Here is a 16985-nt window from a genome sequence, read left to right as displayed (position 1 = left end):
GGGGCCGGCCGACAACGACGTCGGCCGGCCCCGCGTCTCCATGTCGGGGACCGGTGGGGCCGGTACAGGAATCAACTCGACGAGGAGCTCCGTCCGTGTTCGATCTCGCCCGCGTGCTCGACCACCACGTCGCACGTCGTCCCGACCGCGAGGTGCTGGTCCAGGGCGACCGGCGGATTCCCGCGGCCGGGCTGCGCGACCGGGTCGACGCCGTCGCCGCCGGGCTGGCCGCCCTCGGGGTGCAGCGCGGCGAGGTCGTCGCGCTGCTGCTCTACAACCACGTCGAGTTCCTGGAGACGGTGCTCGCCGCCGGCCGCCTCGGCGCCGTGGTCCTCCCGCTGAACTACCGGCTCGCCCCCGACGAGTGGCGCTACATCCTCGACAACGCCGGCACCGTCGTGATCGTCACCGAGGACGAGTTCGCCGAGCGCGTCGACGGCCTCGCCCCGCAGCTGCCGACGGTGCGGCACAAGGTGTTGCTCGGTGCCGACGCCCCGAGCGGATGGACGGCGTTCGAGACACTGGCCGCCGACGGCGCCGCCGCCGCACCGGTCCCGCCCGGCGTCGTCGACGACCAGGACACCCTCGCCCGGCTCATGTACACCTCCGGCACCACGTCACGGCCCAAGGGCGTGCGCATCACCCACGGCAACGTCGCGTGGAAGAACCTCGGCCTGATCGTCGAGCTCGGGCTCACCGCCGACGACACCGTGCTGGTCTGCGGACCGCTCTACCACTGCGGCGGCCTCGACCTGCCCGGCCTCGCCGCCTTCCACATGGGCGCGCGGCTCGTGCTGCTGCGTTCCTTCGACGCCGCCGGCGTCCTCGACGCGATCGAGCGCGAGAAGGTCACCGTCGTCTGGCTCGCGCCCGCGATGATGAACGCCGTCCTGCAGGTCCCCGACCTCGCCGACAGGGACACGTCGTCGGTGCGCTGCATCATCGGCGGCGGCGAGAAGATGCCCGAACCGGTGGTGCGGCGCATCCTCGGCGCCTTCCCCAACACCTGGTTCGCCGACGCCTACGGCCTCACCGAGACCGTCTCCGGCGACACCTTCCTCGACCGCGAGCACAGCCTCTCCAAGATCGGTTCGGTCGGACGGCCCATCCCGCACGTCGAGGTCCGGATCGTCGACGAGCAGGGCGCCGACGTCGCCGTGGGCGAGGTGGGGGAGATCGCGCTGCGCGGGCCCAAGGTGTTCGGCGGCTACTGGCGCGACGACGAGGCGACCGCGCGGGCCATCCGCGACGGCTGGTTCCACACCGGCGACGTCGGGCGCCTCGACGCCGACGGTTTCCTCTACGTCGAGGACCGGCTCAAGGACATGATCATCTCCGGTGGCGAGAACATCGCGACCCCGGAGGTCGAACGCGTCCTCTACGAGCACCCCGCCGTGCTGGAGGCCGCCGTCGTCGGCATGCCCCACGAACGCTGGGGCGAGGTGCCGCGCGCGGTCGTGGTGCTGCGCCCGGGGGAGCGGGCCGACGCCGAGGCGATCCGCGCGTTCTGCCGCGAGCGCCTCGCCAAGTTCAAGGTGCCCGTCGCCGTCGACTTCCTCGACGAGCTGCCCCGCACCCCGTCGGGCAAGGTACTCAAGCGGGAGCTGCGGTGACCATGGACAGCCGCGGCAGGTCCGGGTGCGCCGCGCGGTACCGCGCCGTCTCGTCCTCGACCGTCGACGGGTCGTACCCGGGTGCGGCGAACCCGCGGAACAGCGTCGCGCAGTACTGCTGCGACAGGTGCGCCACGTCCCACCGTCCCGTCGGGCGGACCCATTGGTAGGTGTGGTTGTGCATGTTCAGGAACTGCAGCATGCCGAGGTGCACGTCCATCTCGCGGAACTCGCCCGCCTCGACGGCCGCGGCCAGCAGCTGCGCGACGACGTCCTCGAACGCGTGCCGCTGCGCCACCAGCGTGGCCTGGTTCTCCGCCGACAGCTGCCGGTAGTCGTGCTCGTAGACCCAGATGTGGTCGAGCCGCTGCACGATCTGCTCCAGCAGCAGCTCCGAGAGCAGCCGCAGCCGCACGACCGGGCGCACGTCGAGCGCCGCGACCGCGTCGGCCGTGGCCAGCAGCGGGACCATCACCGCCGACTGGATCTCGACGAGCAGCTGTTCCTTGCTGCCGATGTAGTAGTACAGCGCGCCGCGGGCCAGGCCCACGGCCTCGCAGATCTCGGTGATCCCGGTCGCGGCGTAGCCACGACGGGCGAACAGCTCGGCGGCGGTGTCGATGATCTCCCGGCGCCGCGGCTCGAAGCCCGAGCCATGGCCTGGTGGTCGGGGCATCGCTCCTCGCTACCGGTCCCCCCTGACGTGCCACGAGCGCGGCGCGCCCGCGTCGGCGATCCTACGCGGCCGCTCCGACAGCCGAGATGTCATGCGCGAACTCGCGCACCGTCAGTTGCAGGAAGGTGACCACAGGGATGGCACAGAACGGGATCAGCGCAGCGGTCGACCTCACCGGTCAGGTCGCGATCGTCACCGGCGGCGCCCGCGGCATCGGGCAGGCGACCGCGCTCGCGCTGGCCAGGGAGGGCGCCGACGTCGTCGTCGGCGACATGCTAGACACCGACGAGACCGTGAAGAAGGTGCAGGCCCTGGGCCGGCGGGCCACCGGCCTACGCACCGACGTCACCAGCACCGCCGACAACGCCGCGCTCGTCGCGGCCGCCGTCGACGGCCTCGGGCGCCTCGACGTCCTGGTCACGTGCGCGGGTGTCTACGGCGAGGGCGCGCTCGACGTCGACGGCGACGAGTTCGACCGCGTCTACGCGATCAACGCCAAGGGCACCTACCTGAGCGTGCAGGCCGCGTGGGCCGCGCTGGAGGACGGCGGCGGGAAGGTCGTGTGCATCGGGTCGATCGCGGGCAAGGTCGGCGGCGTACTGGCCGGCCCGCAGTACGCCGCGAGCAAGGGCGCGGTCCACGCGATGGTGCGGTGGTTCGCCAAGTACGGTGCCTCCCGCGGCGTGCTGGTCAACGGCATCGCGCCCGGTGCCGTCGCCACCGAGATGATCAAGGGGCGCGGCTACCGGGAGTCGGACTGGCCGCTGGGCCGCTTCGCCGAGCCCGAGGACATGGCCGAGGCCGTGGTCTACCTCGCCGGGCAGGGCTCGAACTTCCTGACGGGCAAGGTGCTGTCGGTCGACGGCGGCCTGCTCCTGCAGGACTGAGCGGTGGCCGTTCCCGACCGGGTCGTCCTGGTCACCGGTGCCGCGGGCGGGCTCGGTGCCGCCGTCGCGCGACGGCTCGCCGAGCCCGGCACGGCGCTGGTCCTGTGCGACCTGTCCGGCCCAGGCCTGGCGGCGGTGGCGCAGTCCCTGGACGTGCCGGTCCTCACCAGGGTCGTCGACGTCGGCGACGCCGCCCAGGTCGACGCCGCCGTCGCCGCCGCGGTCGAGAAGTTCGGCGGGCTGCACGTCATGGTCAACAACGCCGGCGTCATCGCCCCCAACGCCCGCATCCACAACCTCACCGCCGCCGACTGGGACCTGCAGTTGCGCGTCAACCTGATGGGCGTCGTCCACGGGATGACCGCCGCGATCCGGGTCATGCGCAAGGCCGGCGGTGGCTCGATCATCAACACGGCCTCGGTCGCGGGCCTCACGGCCTGGGCCCACGCGGCGCCCTACTGCGCGACCAAGGCCGCCGTCGTGCACCTGACCAAGGTCGCGGCCGTCGAGTACGCGAAGGAACGGATCCGGGTCAACTGCGTCTGTCCCGGGGCCTTCACCTCGGGCATGTCCGAGAAGATCCCGCGCGAGGCGATGGCCGCGCTGGAGGCGAAGCACCCGCTGGGCTTCGGCACCCCCGACGACCTCGCAGGCGCCTTCGCCTACCTCGCCGGCGAGGAGTCACGCTGGACCACCGGAGCTGCGATCGTCGTCGACGGCGGCTACGCGGCCCCCTGACCCTGTGAGTGGCAATAGTCGCTATCGCGACTATTGCCACTCACGACCCCGATCGAGGAAGGGCGAACCCCATGAGCATCGACTTCGACGTCGACGGCGCCGTCGCGACGATCACCATCAACCGTCCCGAGGCCCGCAACAGCCTCGATCCCGAGCACAACACGCTGCTGGCCGAGGCCTACCAGCGGTTCCAGGCCGACGACGCGCTGCGCTGCGCCGTCCTGACCGGCGTCGGGAACTCGTTCAGCGCGGGCGCCGACCTCAAGAAGCTCATCCCCGTCGTGCGCGAGACCGTCCTCGACGACACCGCCGAGCCCTGGGTCTTGGGCGGCATGACGATGGTGGCCGAGGTGGGCAAGCCCATGATCGCCGCCGTCAACGGGCACGCCCTCGCGGGCGGCCTGGAGCTCGCGCTCGCCTGCGACTTCCGGATCTGCGTGCCGCAGGCGACGTTCGGGCTCGCCGAGGTGCGCTGGGCCATCATCCCCGGAGCCGGTGGGACGCAGCGGCTCCCGCGCGCGGTGCCCGTCGGCGTCGCCACCGAGATGATCCTGACCGGCGACCCCATCGACGCCGACGCCGCGCTGCGCCACGGCCTGGTCAACCGCATCGTCGCACCCGACGACCTGCTCGCGGAGACTCATCGGGTCGCGGCGGTGATCGCCTCCCGCGGGCCCGTCGCGGTGCGGGCGGCGAAGGAGGCCATCCACACCGGGCTGCGCGAGGGTCTGGCCGCCGGGCTGCTCGCCGAGCAGCGGCTGCTGGCCGAGTGCATGCGCACCGAGGACGCCGCCGAGGGCCCGCGGGCGTTCGCCGAGAAACGTGAGCCCGTCTACAAGGGCAGGTGAACGCTGGCGGTCACGCCGTCCCCGCCCTACCCTGTTTCGTAGACCGATCGTTACACAAAACTCGTTCCGGCCTGACGTCGGAGACGGAGAGCGCGATGGACCCCCACCAGATCCGGATGACCGCCGGCGACGACAGCCTCCGTGAGGCACTCGACTCGGCCAACATCCCGACCCTGCTGCTGGTGCTCGCCCACCTCACCGGGGACCGGGCCTGGCTCGCCGAGCCCTACCTGCCCAGCCGCTCGATCGCCACCGACGACAACGACACCGCCGGGTTCCCCGAAGAACTGCAGGCCCACGTCCGCGACGAGGCGTTCGCGTTCCTGCGCGCCTGGCGCGACGGCCGGGTCACCCTCGCCGACCCGCCACCCGTCGACGACGTCGCCGCCCGCGTCGGCATCTCCTGCGGCGAGAACGTGCCGCCCGAGTACGACATCTCCATGGCCGAGGAGGCCGGCCTCGCCGACCGCGACGCCCACTGGACCGCCCAACCCCCCGCCCACCGCGACGACCTGCGCGTCGTCGTCGTCGGCGCGGGGGAGGGCGGCATCTGCACCGCCGTCAAGCTCGGCGAGCTCGGCATCGACTACACCGTCATCGAACGTCACGACGCCGTCGGCGGCATCTGGCTGGAGAACGGCTACCCGGGCGCCGGCGTCGACACCGCCAGCGCGCTCTACTCCTTCTCCTGGGCGCAGAAACCCGACTGGTCGCGCTACTTCGCCAAGCAACCCGAGATCCTCGGCTACCTGCAGGACGTCGCCCGCACCCACGGAATGCTGCCGCACGTACGGTTCGGCACCGAGCTCGTCGCCGCCCGCTGGGACACCGACGAGTCCGTCTGGCGGATCGGGGTGCGCCCGGCCGCCGACCCCGACGCCCCCGTCGAGGAGATCGTCGCCGACGTGCTCATCAGCGCCGTCGGCCAGCTCAACCGGCCCGCCTACCCGGCCCTGCCCGGCCTCGACACCTTCGCCGGACCGATGTTCCACTCCGCCCGCTGGGACTCCTCGGTGGACCTCGCGGGCAAACGGGTCGGTGTCGTCGGCACCGGGGCCAGCGCCATGCAGATCGTCCCGACCATCGCGGGCGCACCGTCGCGCCTCACGATCTTCCAACGCTCACCCCAGTGGACCATCCCCAACGGCAACTACCACCGCGAGCTCACCCCGCAGACCCGGCTGCTCATGGAACAGGTGCCCTGGTACGCCTCCTGGTACCGGCTCCGGCTCATGTGGATCTACCAGGACAAGCTGCACGCCACCCTGCGCCGCGACCCCGAGTGGGAACACCCCGACCGCGCCGTCAACGCCGTCAACGACCGGCACCGCAGCTTCTTCGTCCAGCACCTGCAGAAGGAGATCGCCGGCCACGAGGACCGGCTCCTCGACAAGGTGCTGCCGACCTACCCGCCCTACGGCAAGCGGATGCTCATCGACAACGGCTGGTTCGCCGCCCTGCGCCGTGACGACGTCGACCTCGTCACCGAGAAGGTGACCGCCGTCGACGAGAAAGGCGTGGTCCTCGCCGACGGGTCCCGCGTCGACCTCGACGTCCTCGTCATGGCCACCGGCTTCCAGAGCCGCCGGATGCTCTCACCCATGGACATCCGCGGCCGCTCCGGACGCTCACTGCGCGAGATCTGGGGTGACGACGACGCCCACGCCCACCTGGGCATCACCGTCCCCGACTTCCCCAACCTGTTCCTCGTCTACGGCCCCAACACCAACCTCGGCCACGGCGGCAGCGTCATCTTCCACACCGAGTGCCAGGTCTCCTACATCACGAAGATGCTGGTGAAGATGGTCGAGGGGAAGATCGGGACCGTCGAGGTGCGGCCCGAGGTGTGCGACGACTACAACCGCCGCGTCGACGAGGCCCACGCCGAGCTGGTCTGGACCCACCCGGGCATGACGAACTGGTATCGCAACGCCGCGGGCCGCGTCGTCACCAACAGTCCCTGGCGGCTCGTCGACTACTGGGAGATGACCCGCGAACCCGACCTGTCCGAGTTCGAGACGACCCCGGTCCCCGCACCCCTGTGAGTGGCGATAGTCGCTATAGCGACTATCGCCACTCACAGGGGGTCAGCAGCGCCCGCCGGTGACCCGAGCCGCCGGGCGCCGACAGGAGCACACTGGGGACGGGAACGCCGCGTCGAACCGGGCGGGCGCGGGTACTCGTCGGTGTCGCCAGGTCGTGATGGGGGAGGCGAGAGCGTGCCGGAGATGACGGTCGTGGCGGTGGGGATGGACCCGGCGGGCACCCAACCGGTGCTCCTGCTGCGGGAGGTACCGGAGCCACGCAGACAGCTCCCGGTGCTGATCGGGCTCCCGGAGGCGGCGGCGATCGAGCTGCAGCGCCAGGGCGTCGACCCGCCGCGGCCGCAGACCCACGACCTGATCCGCAACGTCGTCGCCGCGCTCGGCCGGCGCTTGCAACGGGTCCGGATCACGGCCCTGCGCGACGGCATCTACCACGCTGAACTGCAGTTCGACGACGACACCCGGGTGTCGTCGCGGCTCACCGACGCGGTCGCACTGGCGGTGCACGACGGCATCCCGATCGAGGCGGAGGAGGACGTCCTGGAGGCGGGTGCCGCGCCCGTGCAGCTGCTCGACCTCACCGGTTCCGGCGACCCCGACGACCCCGGGGCCGAGGTGTCCGAACCCGACGACCCCGACGCGCCCCCCGCCGCGGCGGGCGGGCCCATCGACGAGGCCGCGGAGGTCGAGGAGCTGCGCCGGTTCCTCGACACCGCGACCCCGGACGACTTCGGCGGCGACGACCCCGGCGGGGGGAAGGCGAAACCCTAGCCCGCACCCTTCGCGACCGGCTCGCGGCCGTCGACGGTGTGCCCGTCGGCGGGGCACGTCGCCAGCGGGACGGCGTTGCCGCGCACCAGGCCCAGCTGGGCGGCGGGCCGGCGCAGCACGGCGTCGAGCAGCCAGTCGACGACGACGCGGATCCTGTTGCCCGGCATGGCGATCAGGTGGTAGCCGCGGGTGACGGCGCTGGCGAGGAGCCCCGACAGCGGGATGCCCAGCGGGTTGGCCGCGGCGTCGCGGCCGCCGAGCTCGACGACGAACCCGAGGTCGTGGTGGGAGTAGGGGCGGGCCTCGCCGACGCCGAGCGACGCAGCCACGTTGTCGGCGGCGAGCGTGCCCTGGCGTTGCGCGTGCTGCGCGGTCATCGCCGTCAGCTGCCCCGGCCGGGTCCGGTCGGGGACGGCGGCGATGTCGCCGCAGGCGAGGACGTCGGGGTGGCCGGGGACGCGCAGGTGGTCGTCGACGCACAGCCGGCCCTTCTCGGTGGCCAGGTCGAGACCCTCGACGATCGGGTCGGGCCGCACCCCCACGCACCAGACGATCGTGCGGGTCGGCAGCTCCTCGCCGGTGGTGAGCCGCACCCCGCGGGCGTGGGCCTCCTCGATCGACGTGCCCGTCAGCACCTCGACGCCGCGGCTGCGCAGCACCTCGTCGGCGGTCGTGGACAGTTTCGTCGCGAGCTCGGGCAGCACGCGGGGCGCGAGGTCGAGCAGCAGCCAGCGGACCCGCTGGTCGCGCAACGAGCGGTGGGCCTGGCGGAGCTGGTCGGTGAACAGCACGCCCTGGGCGGCGACCTCGGTGCCGGTGTATCCGGCTCCGACGACGACGAACGTGCAGCGGGCGTCGCGTTCGTCGGTGTCGTGGGACGCGGCGGCGAGGTCGAGCTGGCGGACGATGTGGTCACGTAGGTAGACGGCCTCGGCGACGCCGCGGAACCCGTGGGCGTGCTCGGCGACCCCGGGGATCGGCAGCAGCCGGTTGACGCTGCCCGCCGCGATGACGAGGCGGTCCCACGTCGTCTCGCCGCGCCCGCCCTCGGGGTCGGTCCAGCCGACGGTGTGCCCGTCGAGGTCGATGGCGTCGACGGTGCCGAGGACGACGTCGGCCCCCGGTAGCGCGGTCGCGAGGGGGACGGCGACCCGGCGGGGGTCGAGCACGCCCGTCGCGACCTCGGGCAGCAGCGGCAGGTAGAGGAAGTAGTCGGTCGCGCTGATGACGACGACCTCCGCATGCGGCAGGAGTTTCGTCAGCTTCTTCGCGGTGGCGAACCCGGCGAACCCGCCGCCGATGACGACGACCCGTGGCCTCCCGCCCGTCCCACGTCCCCCGGTTGCCGCCGTGCCCTGCGTGTTCTGCGTCATGCGCCCCTCCGCGTCGCCGTCGGATCCGCTCGCGGTGACGATGCTGCTCCGGCTGGGGCGACACGTCGAGCCGTCGGGGATCCCGGTCGGCGGGCGGCTACCCGACACGGGGTGGACCATTCCTGCAGCCGGGCGCCGAGGTCGGCGGCGTGGTCGTCGTCGGGCAAGGAAGTGCGCGTCGCCGCGGACGCGAGAACCACCGGGCGCAACCTCACTGCTGTTCCGGGCCGCGAACACGACCGTGTGGTTGCGCGCGGTCTTGTGGCGCGCAACCACACGGCTACGGCGGGCCGCCCGGACGACGCCGAGGTTGCGCGCAGTTCTCGACCGGGAGGGTCAGTGGCCGCAGCCGCCGTGACCGGTGCCGGTGGCGGTGCCGCCCAGGCCCAGCGGGTCGAGGTCGCGGGGGTCGTCGACCGGCACCCAGCGGCCGTCGACGCACTCGTAGGTCCACCGCGGCCCGTTCTCGACGAGCTCGTGCAGGGCGGTGACGAGCCGGTCGACGTCGGCCTGCGTGGTCCCCAGGCCCAGGCTCGCCCGGACCGCGCCCTCGGCCCAGCCGGTGAGCCGGTCGACCAGCGGGTGCGCGCAGAACTTGCCGTCGCGCACCGAGATGCCGTGCTCGGCCGACAGGTAGGCGGCGACGAGACCGGCCGGGTGGCCGTCGACGACGAAGGTGTGGACGCCGACGCGGTCGGCGGCGTCGTGCCAGATGCGCAGCGGCCGCACCCCGGGGCAGGACTCGAGCCCGGCGGCGAGCCGGTCGGACAGGGCACGCTCCTGGGCGACGGCGTCGTCGAAGCAGGCGTCGAGGGCGTCGCAGGCCGCGGCGAGCGCGACGGCGCCGGGCACGTTGGGGGTGCCGGCCTCGTGGCGGTGCGGCGCGGGGGCCCAGCTGACCTCTGCCGCGGCGCCGTTGCCCGCGGCGGTGACGCGCTGGACGGCGCCGCCGCCCGCCAGGTAGGGGGTGGCGACGTCGAGCCAGTCGCGACGGCCGATCAGCGCACCGCAACCGAAGGGGGCGTACAGCTTGTGGCCGGACAGCGCGACGTAGTCGATGCCGGCGGACTCGATGTCGACGCGGCGGTGCGGGGCCAGCTGGGCGGCGTCGACGACGATGCGGGCGCCGGCCTCGTGCGCGATCCGGGCGATCTCGGCCAGGGGGAGGACCTCACCGGTGACGTTGGAGGCGCCGGTCACCGCGACGAGCGCGGTGGGGGTGGCGGCGAGCGCGTCGCGCAGGTCGGTGAGCGTGGCGTCGACCGACGCTGCGGCGCGCAGGATGCGGTGCGGCCCGCCGCGCCAGGCGAGCAGGTTGGCGTGGTGCTCCACGTCGAGGCACAGCACCGAGCCGGGGACGGCACCGGCCAGCAGGTTCAGGGCGTCGGTGGTGTTGCGGGTGAAGACGACGACGTCGTCGGCGCGGGCCCCGACGAACCGGCCGACGGTGCGCCGGGCGGCCTCGAGGGCGGCGGTGCAGACCTGCGAGGCGTAGCCGGCACCGCGGTGCACGCTGGCGTGGTAGGGCAGCAGGGCGGCGACCCGGTCGGCGACGCACTGCAGCGCGGGGGCGCTGGCGGCGAGGTCGAGGTTGGCGTGGGGGACGGTCGTCCCGTCGACCACCGGGACGGGCAGACCGGCGCCGAGGACGGCCGGCAGTGCGGCACCGGTCGGCGCGAGGGCGGTCGGCGCGGGGGCGGCGGTGGTACAGGTGGCAGCGAGCAGCGTGGGCACAGCGGACCTCCGGGTCCGGACAGGGACCCGAGGCATCGTCGGCGGGTCCGCGCTTGCCGTTCGCGGTTGTCGCGACGGCCTGGTCGTCACCCGGAGCACCCCACCGCGGAGGAGGGTTGCCGGCCAGCGAGCCGGGGCTTGACGCTGGCGCTCTTGACCTGGCGAAGACTGTAGGTGACCGCCGGCGGCCCGCGCAACAGTGGTGGCCGTCACGTCGTGCGACCCGGGGCGGGGTCGGTCCCGGTCTGCCTCGACGAGCGCGTCCAGCGAGTGTCCGGGACTTTCGAGGACCATCCACCGATATCGGGTCTTCGGTATTCGGGTGGCGATCGGGACAAAGGCGACACTCGGTCGATGTGCACCCGGTCGAGACGGTGAGGTCATTCTGTCCGTTGCGGGCCGTGGCAGAATCGGAGCGATTCGACAAGTGTCGCCGCAGGCGCGACGGGAGAGATCCCGCAGGCGTGGATTCGCGACGGCGGGAGGAGGCAAGAGTGGGCATGATCCGTCGTAACGGTGCAGCGAAGCAACATCAGGACGACCACGCAGTCGCAATCCGGTTCGCCGAGGAACATGGTTTGCAGCACGAGCACAGCCGACGCAAGCTCGTCCACCAGTGGGACGCCTACCCCTTCGGGGTGGGGAGTTTCCGACGAGCCCGCAATGTCGTGCACGGAGCGCTGCGCGGACGCTCCGTCACGGCATTCGAGTACTCCTACTTTCTCATGAGCGACTCGGTCGAGGAGAACGGCTACCAGCGCGACTCCGCACACTGGTTCCTCGTCTGCGTCGTCGATCTCGACCATCCGGTGCCATCGCTGGCTGCGGTACGCAACGTGTGGTTGGAGTGGCACGGCGACGAGCTCCCCGGCCCCAGCATCGATGTCGACCACGAGAAGTGGTCGAAGATGTTCACCCTCGTCGGCGAGGACGAGGACTTCGCACGGGCCGTCGTGACCAGCGAGAACGCGGCGCGGTGCGCGGAGGCCGACATCCACGCGGAATGGCGCTTCGTGAACGACGAACTGCTGCTCTGGGTGTGGCGTGGCCGCGCCGACAACCAGTTGGTCCCGATCCTCGACGTCGCCAAGCCCTTGATCGAAGCCGCCGAAGGTTACCCCCGGGCATAGTCGTTTCTCGGGACGGGTGTGGCGTCGAGCGCGGCAGTCGTTCTGCCGATCCTCGCCACACCCGCATCGGTCGTGGCGCGACGACAGCCATCGCGGTGGTCACCGTGTGGGCCGATATGCGAGCTGACTCGCTGACGAATCGGTGTCGATTTCAGTCGCCCGATGTGTCGGGTGGCCGAATCCGTCGACTTTCCTTGGCCGCGAGTTCTTCGGCGCCGACCATCGTGATCATTTCCACACCGGGGGCGCAGAGCATGACTACGACGAGGCGGCTCGTTCGATCTGCAAGGAGATTGGCGATCGTGTAGTGGATGACCTCGCCGCCCGGTTCCCAGAATGCCTGGCCGGCCTCGATCGGACCGGGCGCCTCCCCTTCCAGCTCGAAAAGTATTTCACCCTCGAGCACATAGCCGAAAACGGGGCCGGAGTGGCGGTGAGGGGCAATACCCGGATCGCCCGGCGGGAGCTCCAGGAGTCGGACCATCGCCGACGAGCCCTGCGTGATGAACGGCGGCACGACGTCCAACAAGTCCGTCGTCGTCATAGTGCTGACAATGGGCACTGCATGCTCCTTCTTGCTGTCGCCGATGACCTCTCGAGTGCTGACCGACGTCTCGGCGGTCGGTGAATCGCATCTCGAGTGCGCGTTTCCTCCCGCCCTCCGACGTGACTCGCACCGCGCGAGTGCGCGTTTCAAATAGACTATACAGTCCTATTGTGCTGACGGCACCTGTCGGCCATCGGCGTGCGCGCCCGCACCAGCGATGTCGTCCGGGCCCGTTCGACTTCAGGGCCCCAGCGCGGAAATCCTCGGGGCGAGCGGGCTCTCACCGGCAGAACAGTGGAGTCTTTCCGGTCTCGCCGGGTTCGAGGCGAGGGTGAGTCGCAGCGGTGTTCTCTGTGCGGTGAGCGAGAAGCGGGCTGCGAACCCCGCTGCACGCGTGCGAACATGAGCAAGAAGTGGACTGCACCGACCAGTTGTGTCGCGTTCGGATTCGGCGAATCCGACTGCCCATCTCTGGACGCAGCACGCCTTGTCCGGGTGAGTCGAGCAGTGCCGAGTGCACGGCCCGTAGCTGCCGCGATGGAGCCCGGGCTTCTCGCCCAGGCGGACGGTGGTTCAGGAGCGGAGAAACACCGCAACGAATACGAGTGTCGAGGGCCGTGACGTCGTCGTGCTCGGGGGCGGCATCGGCATCGGTGTCTCGCGCACCGACCCGGGATCCGGGTCAGAGCCTCGACGCGGGCGCGAGGCGCCGCTCGCGATCGCCGTCGCCGGCGAGGTCGGAGACCATGCGCCCCAGCGCCGTCGCGAACTTGAAACCGTGCCCGGAGAACCCGGCCGCGACGACGAGCGGACCGTTGCGTTCGACGAGGAACTCGGCGTCCGGTGTGGACACGAACGCACAGCGGAACGGGGTGGGCGAGCCGACGTCGAGGCCCGGCAGGAACTCCCCGACGTACTCCTGGAGCCGGCTCAGCTGGGTCGGTTCGGGCGCCGGTTCGGTGCGCTCGGGATCCCACTGCGATCCGGCGCCGCCGAACCCGACCTTGACGCCCTCGCACGGCACGCCGACGCCGTACACACCGCCGGGCCAGCCGTCGCCGGGACCGGTGTGGTGGATGAACGTGGGCCAGCGTAGATCGGTCGGGACCGATGGTGTGCCGCCCACCAGCGGGAACACCGCCGGCTGCTCCTCGGTGACCTGCAGCGGCGGCAACGGGACGAGGTGGCCGACGAGCCCGGCCGTCCACGCCCCGGCGGCGAGGACGACACGGCGCGTCCGGATCGAGCCGCCCGGCGTGTACACCTCGGCGAGGTCGGGGCCGAGGAGCTCGATCTGCTCGACGGGCGTCGAGTAGCGGACGGTGGCGCCGCGGCCCATCGCGGCGGCCGTCAGTGCCGCCACGGCCTGGTCGGCGCGCAGCCTGCCCGCCGAGTCGGGCTGGTGCAGGACGGGGCCGTCGAACTGCATCCCCGGCCAGCGCGCGGCGGCCTCGGCCGGATCGAGCCATTCGTGGCGGACACCCTGCGCGGCAAGGGTCTCGGCGATGGCGATGGTGGCACCGCGGTCGCCGTGGTCGATTCCGCCGGTGAGGGTGAGCAGCGCCGCGCCGGTCTCGCGTTCGAGCTCGCGCCAGCGCTGCAGCGACTCCACGGCCAACCGGACGTGCAACGGTGAGGTGTAGCCCTGCCGGTAGACGCGCGCCGCCCCGTGGGGCGACACCCGCGGATGACACAGCTCCGCCTTCTCCAGCACGACGACGTCGTGGCCGCGGCGGGTCAGCTGCCATGCCGTGGCGGCGCCGATGACACCGCCGCCGACGACGACCACCTCCACCGACGCGGATCGTGTGCCTGAACGCCGCACCGCATCGGGCAGAAGGGTCATGGAGGCCTCCGACTGTCGACGGAACGTGGTGGAGCGGACAGTCGTCGGCCGCGTGGTACCGGGTGCTGGGAGCGACCCGGACCGTCGAGGGGGCGTGGCGCGCAATGGCCGCGGTGGCCGGACCCGTGACCCCGCAACGATCGGACCCGACTCAACAGGGAATGTTCGGCCAAGTCAAGCGCGGTCGCGGTCCGTCACCACCCCCGGCCGGCGGTGGTTCGGGACACGGGCCGGGGGTGCTGTGTCGTACGGTCGGCGCAGCCCGCCGAAGGAGTCGCCCGACGTGTCCGCAGCCGCATCCACCACCACGACCTCCCTCGGCGACCCGCCGGCCTGGTTCACCGACGCCCTCGCCGTCGAGGCCGAACCCGGCGAGGTCGAGGTCGACGGCGTCGTCGTCCGCTACCGCAGCTGGGGGCCACCCGGCGACGGGCTCGTCCTCGTCCACGGTGGCGCCGCGCACGCCCGCTGGTGGGACCACATCGGGCCCCTGCTGGCCCGCCCCGAGGGCCGCCGCGTCGTCGCCATGGACCTGTCGGGCCACGGCGACTCCGGCAGCCGGACCGGGAGCTACTCGCTCGCCGGCTGGGCCGACGAGGTCGTGGCCGTCGCCGAGGCCTCGGGCACCGGCCCGCTGCCGACCGTCATCGGGCACAGCATGGGCGGCATGGTCGCCCTCACCGCCGCGCAACGCCACGGCGAAGGGCTCGCGGGCGCGGTCGTCGTCGACACCCCGGTGCGCGAGCAGACGCCCGAGGAGACCGCAGCCCGTGACCAGCGCGCGTTCGGGCCGCTGCGCGTCTACCCGACGCGGGAGCAGGCCATCGCCAGGTTCCGGCTCGTGCCCGACCAGGAGGCGCAGCTCCCGTACGTCGTCGCGCACATCGCCGAGCACTCGCTGCGCGAGGTCGAGGGCGGCTGGAGCTGGAAGTTCGATCCCGCGGTGTTCGCCCGCAGCGCGATGGTCCCCGCCGACCTGGCCGTACCCGGCTGCCGGGTGGCGCTCTTCCGCGCCGAACACGGGCTCGTCCCGGCCGACATGGGCGAGATGATCGTCGACCGGCTCGGCAACGGGGTCCCGCTCATCGAGATCCCCACGGCGGCCCACCACGTGATGGTCGACCACCCGTTGTCCCTGGTCACGGGCCTGCGCGCGCTGCTGGCCGACTGGCGGCACTCGAGGGCGCACCGCCGCGCGTAACCCCCGTGAGCGGCGATAGTCGCTATAGCGACCATCGCCGCTCACGACCTCCGTGGATGCCGCGCGGAGCATCAGGGAATCCGGCACAGATCCTGGTGCCCGTCCTCGCCCGGCCGATCAGGGATGACGGGCTTCGCCCGCGGCGCCACCCCCGAGCGGCCGGCCGAGATCATGAAGCCGCAGGCGTTGCAGCGCATCGGCGAGCCCGAGGAGGTCGCCGCCGCCGTCGTGTGGCTGATGTCCGATGACGCCTCCTTCGTCACCGGGATGACGAAGGTGATGCGTCGGATCTCGCAGGATGGGAATCACGTCTCACGTCGTGGATTAGCGGTGCTAACCTCCCGGCAGGGTGGACGTCGAGGAGGAGTCGGTGAGCGTGACGACGGCGGAGCACACACGATCGCGGCGCCGCTGGCTCGTGCTCGCCATCGGGGTGTTCTCCCAGGCCTCGGCCTGCGCGTTCGTCTACGGCATCCCGTTCCTCGTCCCGCAGCTGCGCGACACGTTCGGACTGTCCCTCGCCGAGGTCGGCGTCTACGTCGCCGCCCCCACCGCCGGCCTGCTGCTGACGCTCGTCGCCTGGGGCGCGGCCGCCGACAAGTTCGGCGAACGCCGTGTCATGGCGCTGGGTCTGAGCACCGGGTCGCTCGCGATGGGCTGGGTGGCGCTCGGCCCGCACGACAACGGCGCCGGCGTCGTCGTCCTGCTCGGGTTGGCAGGCGCGCTGTCGTCGTCGGTGTGGGCGGCCAGCGGGCGCATGGTCATGGGCTGGTTCCCGCGCAGCGAACGCGGCGTCGCCATGGGGATCCGGCAGACCGCGCAACCCCTCGGGGTCGGCATCGCGGGCCTGCTGCTGCCCACGCTGGGCCAGCACCTCGGGGCCTTCACCGCGCTCGCCGTCCCGGCCGGCCTGTGCCTGGTCGCCGCCGTCCTGATCGCGACGCTCGCCCCCGACCCGCCCCGCGAGCCCCGCGCCGAGGGGGAGCCCACCGCGCGCTCGCCCTACTCCGGCACGCCGCTGTGGCGGATCCACCTGTCCAGCGCGCTGCTCGTCGTGCCGCAGTTCGCGATCGCCGTGTTCTCCACCGAGTACCTGGTCCGCGAACAGCACTGGGCCGCCGCGAGCGCGGGCGCGTTCGTCGCGGTCATGCAGGTCGTCGGCGCCGCGGGCCGGATCGGGGCGGGCTGGTGGTCCGACCGGGTCGGGTCCCGGATGCGCCCGATGCGCCAGCTCGCCGCCGGGGCCACGCTGGTGCTGCTGGCGTTCGCCCTCGGCGACCTCGTCGCGCCGTGGCTCGCCGTCGCCGCCCTCGCCGTCGGCGCCGTCGTCTCCGTGGCCGACAACGGGCTGGCCTACACCGCAGTCGCCGAGCTGGCCGGGTCGTCGTGGTCGGGCCGGGCCCTGGGCATCCAGAACACCGGCCAGAACCTCGTCTCCGCCGCCGCCCCGGTCGCGCTGGGCGCGATCATCGGCGTCGCGGGCTACGCCGTGGGCTTCGCCCTCGCGGCACTCGCCCCGCTCGCCGCCGTCGCGACGACACCGGTCCGGGGCGAGCGCCCGCCGTCCTGGTAAGCG

15 protein-coding genes and 1 riboswitch are annotated in these 16985 nt (G+C 72.4%); of the genes, 9 read left to right on the top strand and 6 right to left on the bottom strand.

All coding sequences use genetic code 11. The annotated features are described in order from the left end of the window. Window positions 1-95: 95 nt before the first annotated feature. Window positions 96-1613: an acyl-CoA synthetase gene (locus tag PSU4_RS24310; RefSeq protein ID WP_147112962.1), complete on the top strand. Its 1518-nt coding sequence runs from the start codon at window positions 96-98 to the stop codon at window positions 1611-1613. Here the strand turns inward: PSU4_RS24310 and PSU4_RS24305 are convergent. After that, window positions 1594-2289, bottom strand: coding sequence for a TetR/AcrR family transcriptional regulator (locus PSU4_RS24305; protein ID WP_147112959.1), 696 nt, complete (start codon window positions 2287-2289; stop codon window positions 1594-1596). The genes PSU4_RS24310 and PSU4_RS24305 overlap by 20 nt on opposite strands. 137 nt (window positions 2290-2426) lie before the next feature. Between PSU4_RS24305 and PSU4_RS24300 the strand changes: the two genes are divergently transcribed. From PSU4_RS24300 to PSU4_RS24280, 5 genes are all read left to right on the top strand, one after another. Next, the gene (locus PSU4_RS24300; RefSeq protein WP_147112957.1) at window positions 2427-3176 is read left to right on the top strand and encodes an SDR family NAD(P)-dependent oxidoreductase; all 750 of its coding nucleotides are present in this window, start codon (window positions 2427-2429) and stop codon (window positions 3174-3176) included. 3 nt (window positions 3177-3179) lie between these two features. Further along, on the top strand, window positions 3180-3914 hold the full coding sequence (locus PSU4_RS24295) for an SDR family NAD(P)-dependent oxidoreductase (RefSeq protein WP_147112955.1): 735 nt from the start codon (window positions 3180-3182) through the stop codon (window positions 3912-3914). A 71-nt stretch (window positions 3915-3985) separates the two neighbouring features. Next, a complete protein-coding gene (locus PSU4_RS24290) occupies window positions 3986-4762 on the top strand; it encodes an enoyl-CoA hydratase/isomerase family protein (RefSeq protein ID WP_147112952.1) in 777 nt (258 codons plus the stop codon). Window positions 4763-4857: 95 nt separating this feature from the next. Beyond that, window positions 4858-6807 carry a flavin-containing monooxygenase gene (locus PSU4_RS24285; protein WP_147112948.1) on the top strand — a complete coding sequence of 650 codons (1950 nt, stop codon included), beginning with the start codon at window positions 4858-4860 and terminating at the stop codon, window positions 6805-6807. Window positions 6808-6990: 183 nt separating this feature from the next. After that, a complete protein-coding gene (locus PSU4_RS24280; RefSeq protein ID WP_246115315.1) occupies window positions 6991-7578 on the top strand; it encodes a bifunctional nuclease family protein in 588 nt (195 codons plus the stop codon). Here PSU4_RS24280 and PSU4_RS24275 read toward each other — a convergent pair. Continuing rightward, the gene (locus PSU4_RS24275; protein WP_147112941.1) at window positions 7575-8951 is read right to left on the bottom strand and encodes an NAD(P)/FAD-dependent oxidoreductase; all 1377 of its coding nucleotides are present in this window, start codon (window positions 8949-8951) and stop codon (window positions 7575-7577) included. The two genes, PSU4_RS24280 and PSU4_RS24275, sit on opposite strands and share 4 nt — an antisense overlap. 336 nt (window positions 8952-9287) lie before the next feature. Beyond that, window positions 9288-10685, bottom strand: coding sequence for an aminotransferase class V-fold PLP-dependent enzyme (locus tag PSU4_RS24270; RefSeq protein WP_373866096.1), 1398 nt, complete (start codon window positions 10683-10685; stop codon window positions 9288-9290). A 44-nt stretch (window positions 10686-10729) separates the two neighbouring features. Next, window positions 10730-10844, bottom strand: a riboswitch (SAM riboswitch). A gap of 419 nt (window positions 10845-11263) precedes the next feature. Between PSU4_RS24270 and PSU4_RS24265 the strand changes: the two genes are divergently transcribed. After that, entirely contained in the window at window positions 11264-11815 is a 552-nt protein-coding gene (locus PSU4_RS24265; RefSeq protein WP_186817154.1) for a hypothetical protein, read from the top strand. A 151-nt stretch (window positions 11816-11966) separates the two neighbouring features. Here PSU4_RS24265 and PSU4_RS24260 read toward each other — a convergent pair whose 3' ends face one another. Together PSU4_RS24260 and PSU4_RS24255 are read right to left on the bottom strand one after the other, a co-directional pair. After that, window positions 11967-12359, bottom strand: coding sequence for a cupin domain-containing protein (locus tag PSU4_RS24260; RefSeq protein ID WP_147112932.1), 393 nt, complete (start codon window positions 12357-12359; stop codon window positions 11967-11969). A 685-nt stretch (window positions 12360-13044) separates the two neighbouring features. Next, the gene (locus PSU4_RS24255) at window positions 13045-14157 is read right to left on the bottom strand and encodes an FAD-dependent oxidoreductase (RefSeq protein ID WP_246115311.1); all 1113 of its coding nucleotides are present in this window, start codon (window positions 14155-14157) and stop codon (window positions 13045-13047) included. A 334-nt stretch (window positions 14158-14491) separates the two neighbouring features. Between PSU4_RS24255 and PSU4_RS24250 the strand changes: the two genes are divergently transcribed. Beyond that, window positions 14492-15409 carry an alpha/beta fold hydrolase gene (locus PSU4_RS24250; RefSeq protein ID WP_246115310.1) on the top strand — a complete coding sequence of 306 codons (918 nt, stop codon included), beginning with the start codon at window positions 14492-14494 and terminating at the stop codon, window positions 15407-15409. A 71-nt stretch (window positions 15410-15480) separates the two neighbouring features. Here PSU4_RS24250 and PSU4_RS33225 read toward each other — a convergent pair whose 3' ends face one another. After that, a complete protein-coding gene (locus PSU4_RS33225; protein WP_507763235.1) occupies window positions 15481-15672 on the bottom strand; it encodes a hypothetical protein in 192 nt (63 codons plus the stop codon). Between the two features lie 107 nt (window positions 15673-15779). Here PSU4_RS33225 and PSU4_RS24240 point away from each other — a divergent pair, with 107 nt between their 5' ends. After that, complete coding sequence (locus PSU4_RS24240; protein ID WP_147112923.1) at window positions 15780-16982, top strand: MFS transporter; 1203 nt, start codon at window positions 15780-15782, stop codon at window positions 16980-16982. Window positions 16983-16985 lie beyond the last annotated feature (3 nt).

The organism is Pseudonocardia sulfidoxydans NBRC 16205 (assembly GCF_007989085.1).
In the GTDB taxonomy this organism is placed as follows: Bacteria; Actinomycetota; Actinomycetes; order Mycobacteriales; family Pseudonocardiaceae; genus Pseudonocardia; species Pseudonocardia sulfidoxydans.
This window is presented reverse-complemented; position numbering and strand designations above follow the sequence as displayed.

Bases quoted from the DNA above. Each gene is read 5' to 3' on its own strand.
- PSU4_RS24305 (WP_147112959.1), bottom strand. From the start codon at position 2,289: ATGCCCCGACCACCAGGCCATGGCTCGGGCTTCGAGCCGCGGCGCCGG.
- PSU4_RS24300 (WP_147112957.1), top strand. From the start codon at position 2,427: ATGGCACAGAACGGGATCAGCGCAGCGGTCGACCTCACCGGTCAGGTC.
- PSU4_RS24290 (WP_147112952.1), top strand. From the start codon at position 3,986: ATGAGCATCGACTTCGACGTCGACGGCGCCGTCGCGACGATCACCATC.
- PSU4_RS24285 (WP_147112948.1), top strand. From the start codon at position 4,858: ATGGACCCCCACCAGATCCGGATGACCGCCGGCGACGACAGCCTCCGT.
- PSU4_RS24280 (WP_246115315.1), top strand. From the start codon at position 6,991: ATGACGGTCGTGGCGGTGGGGATGGACCCGGCGGGCACCCAACCGGTG.
- PSU4_RS24275 (WP_147112941.1), bottom strand. From the start codon at position 8,951: ATGACGCAGAACACGCAGGGCACGGCGGCAACCGGGGGACGTGGGACG.
- PSU4_RS24260 (WP_147112932.1), bottom strand. From the start codon at position 12,359: ATGACGACGACGGACTTGTTGGACGTCGTGCCGCCGTTCATCACGCAG.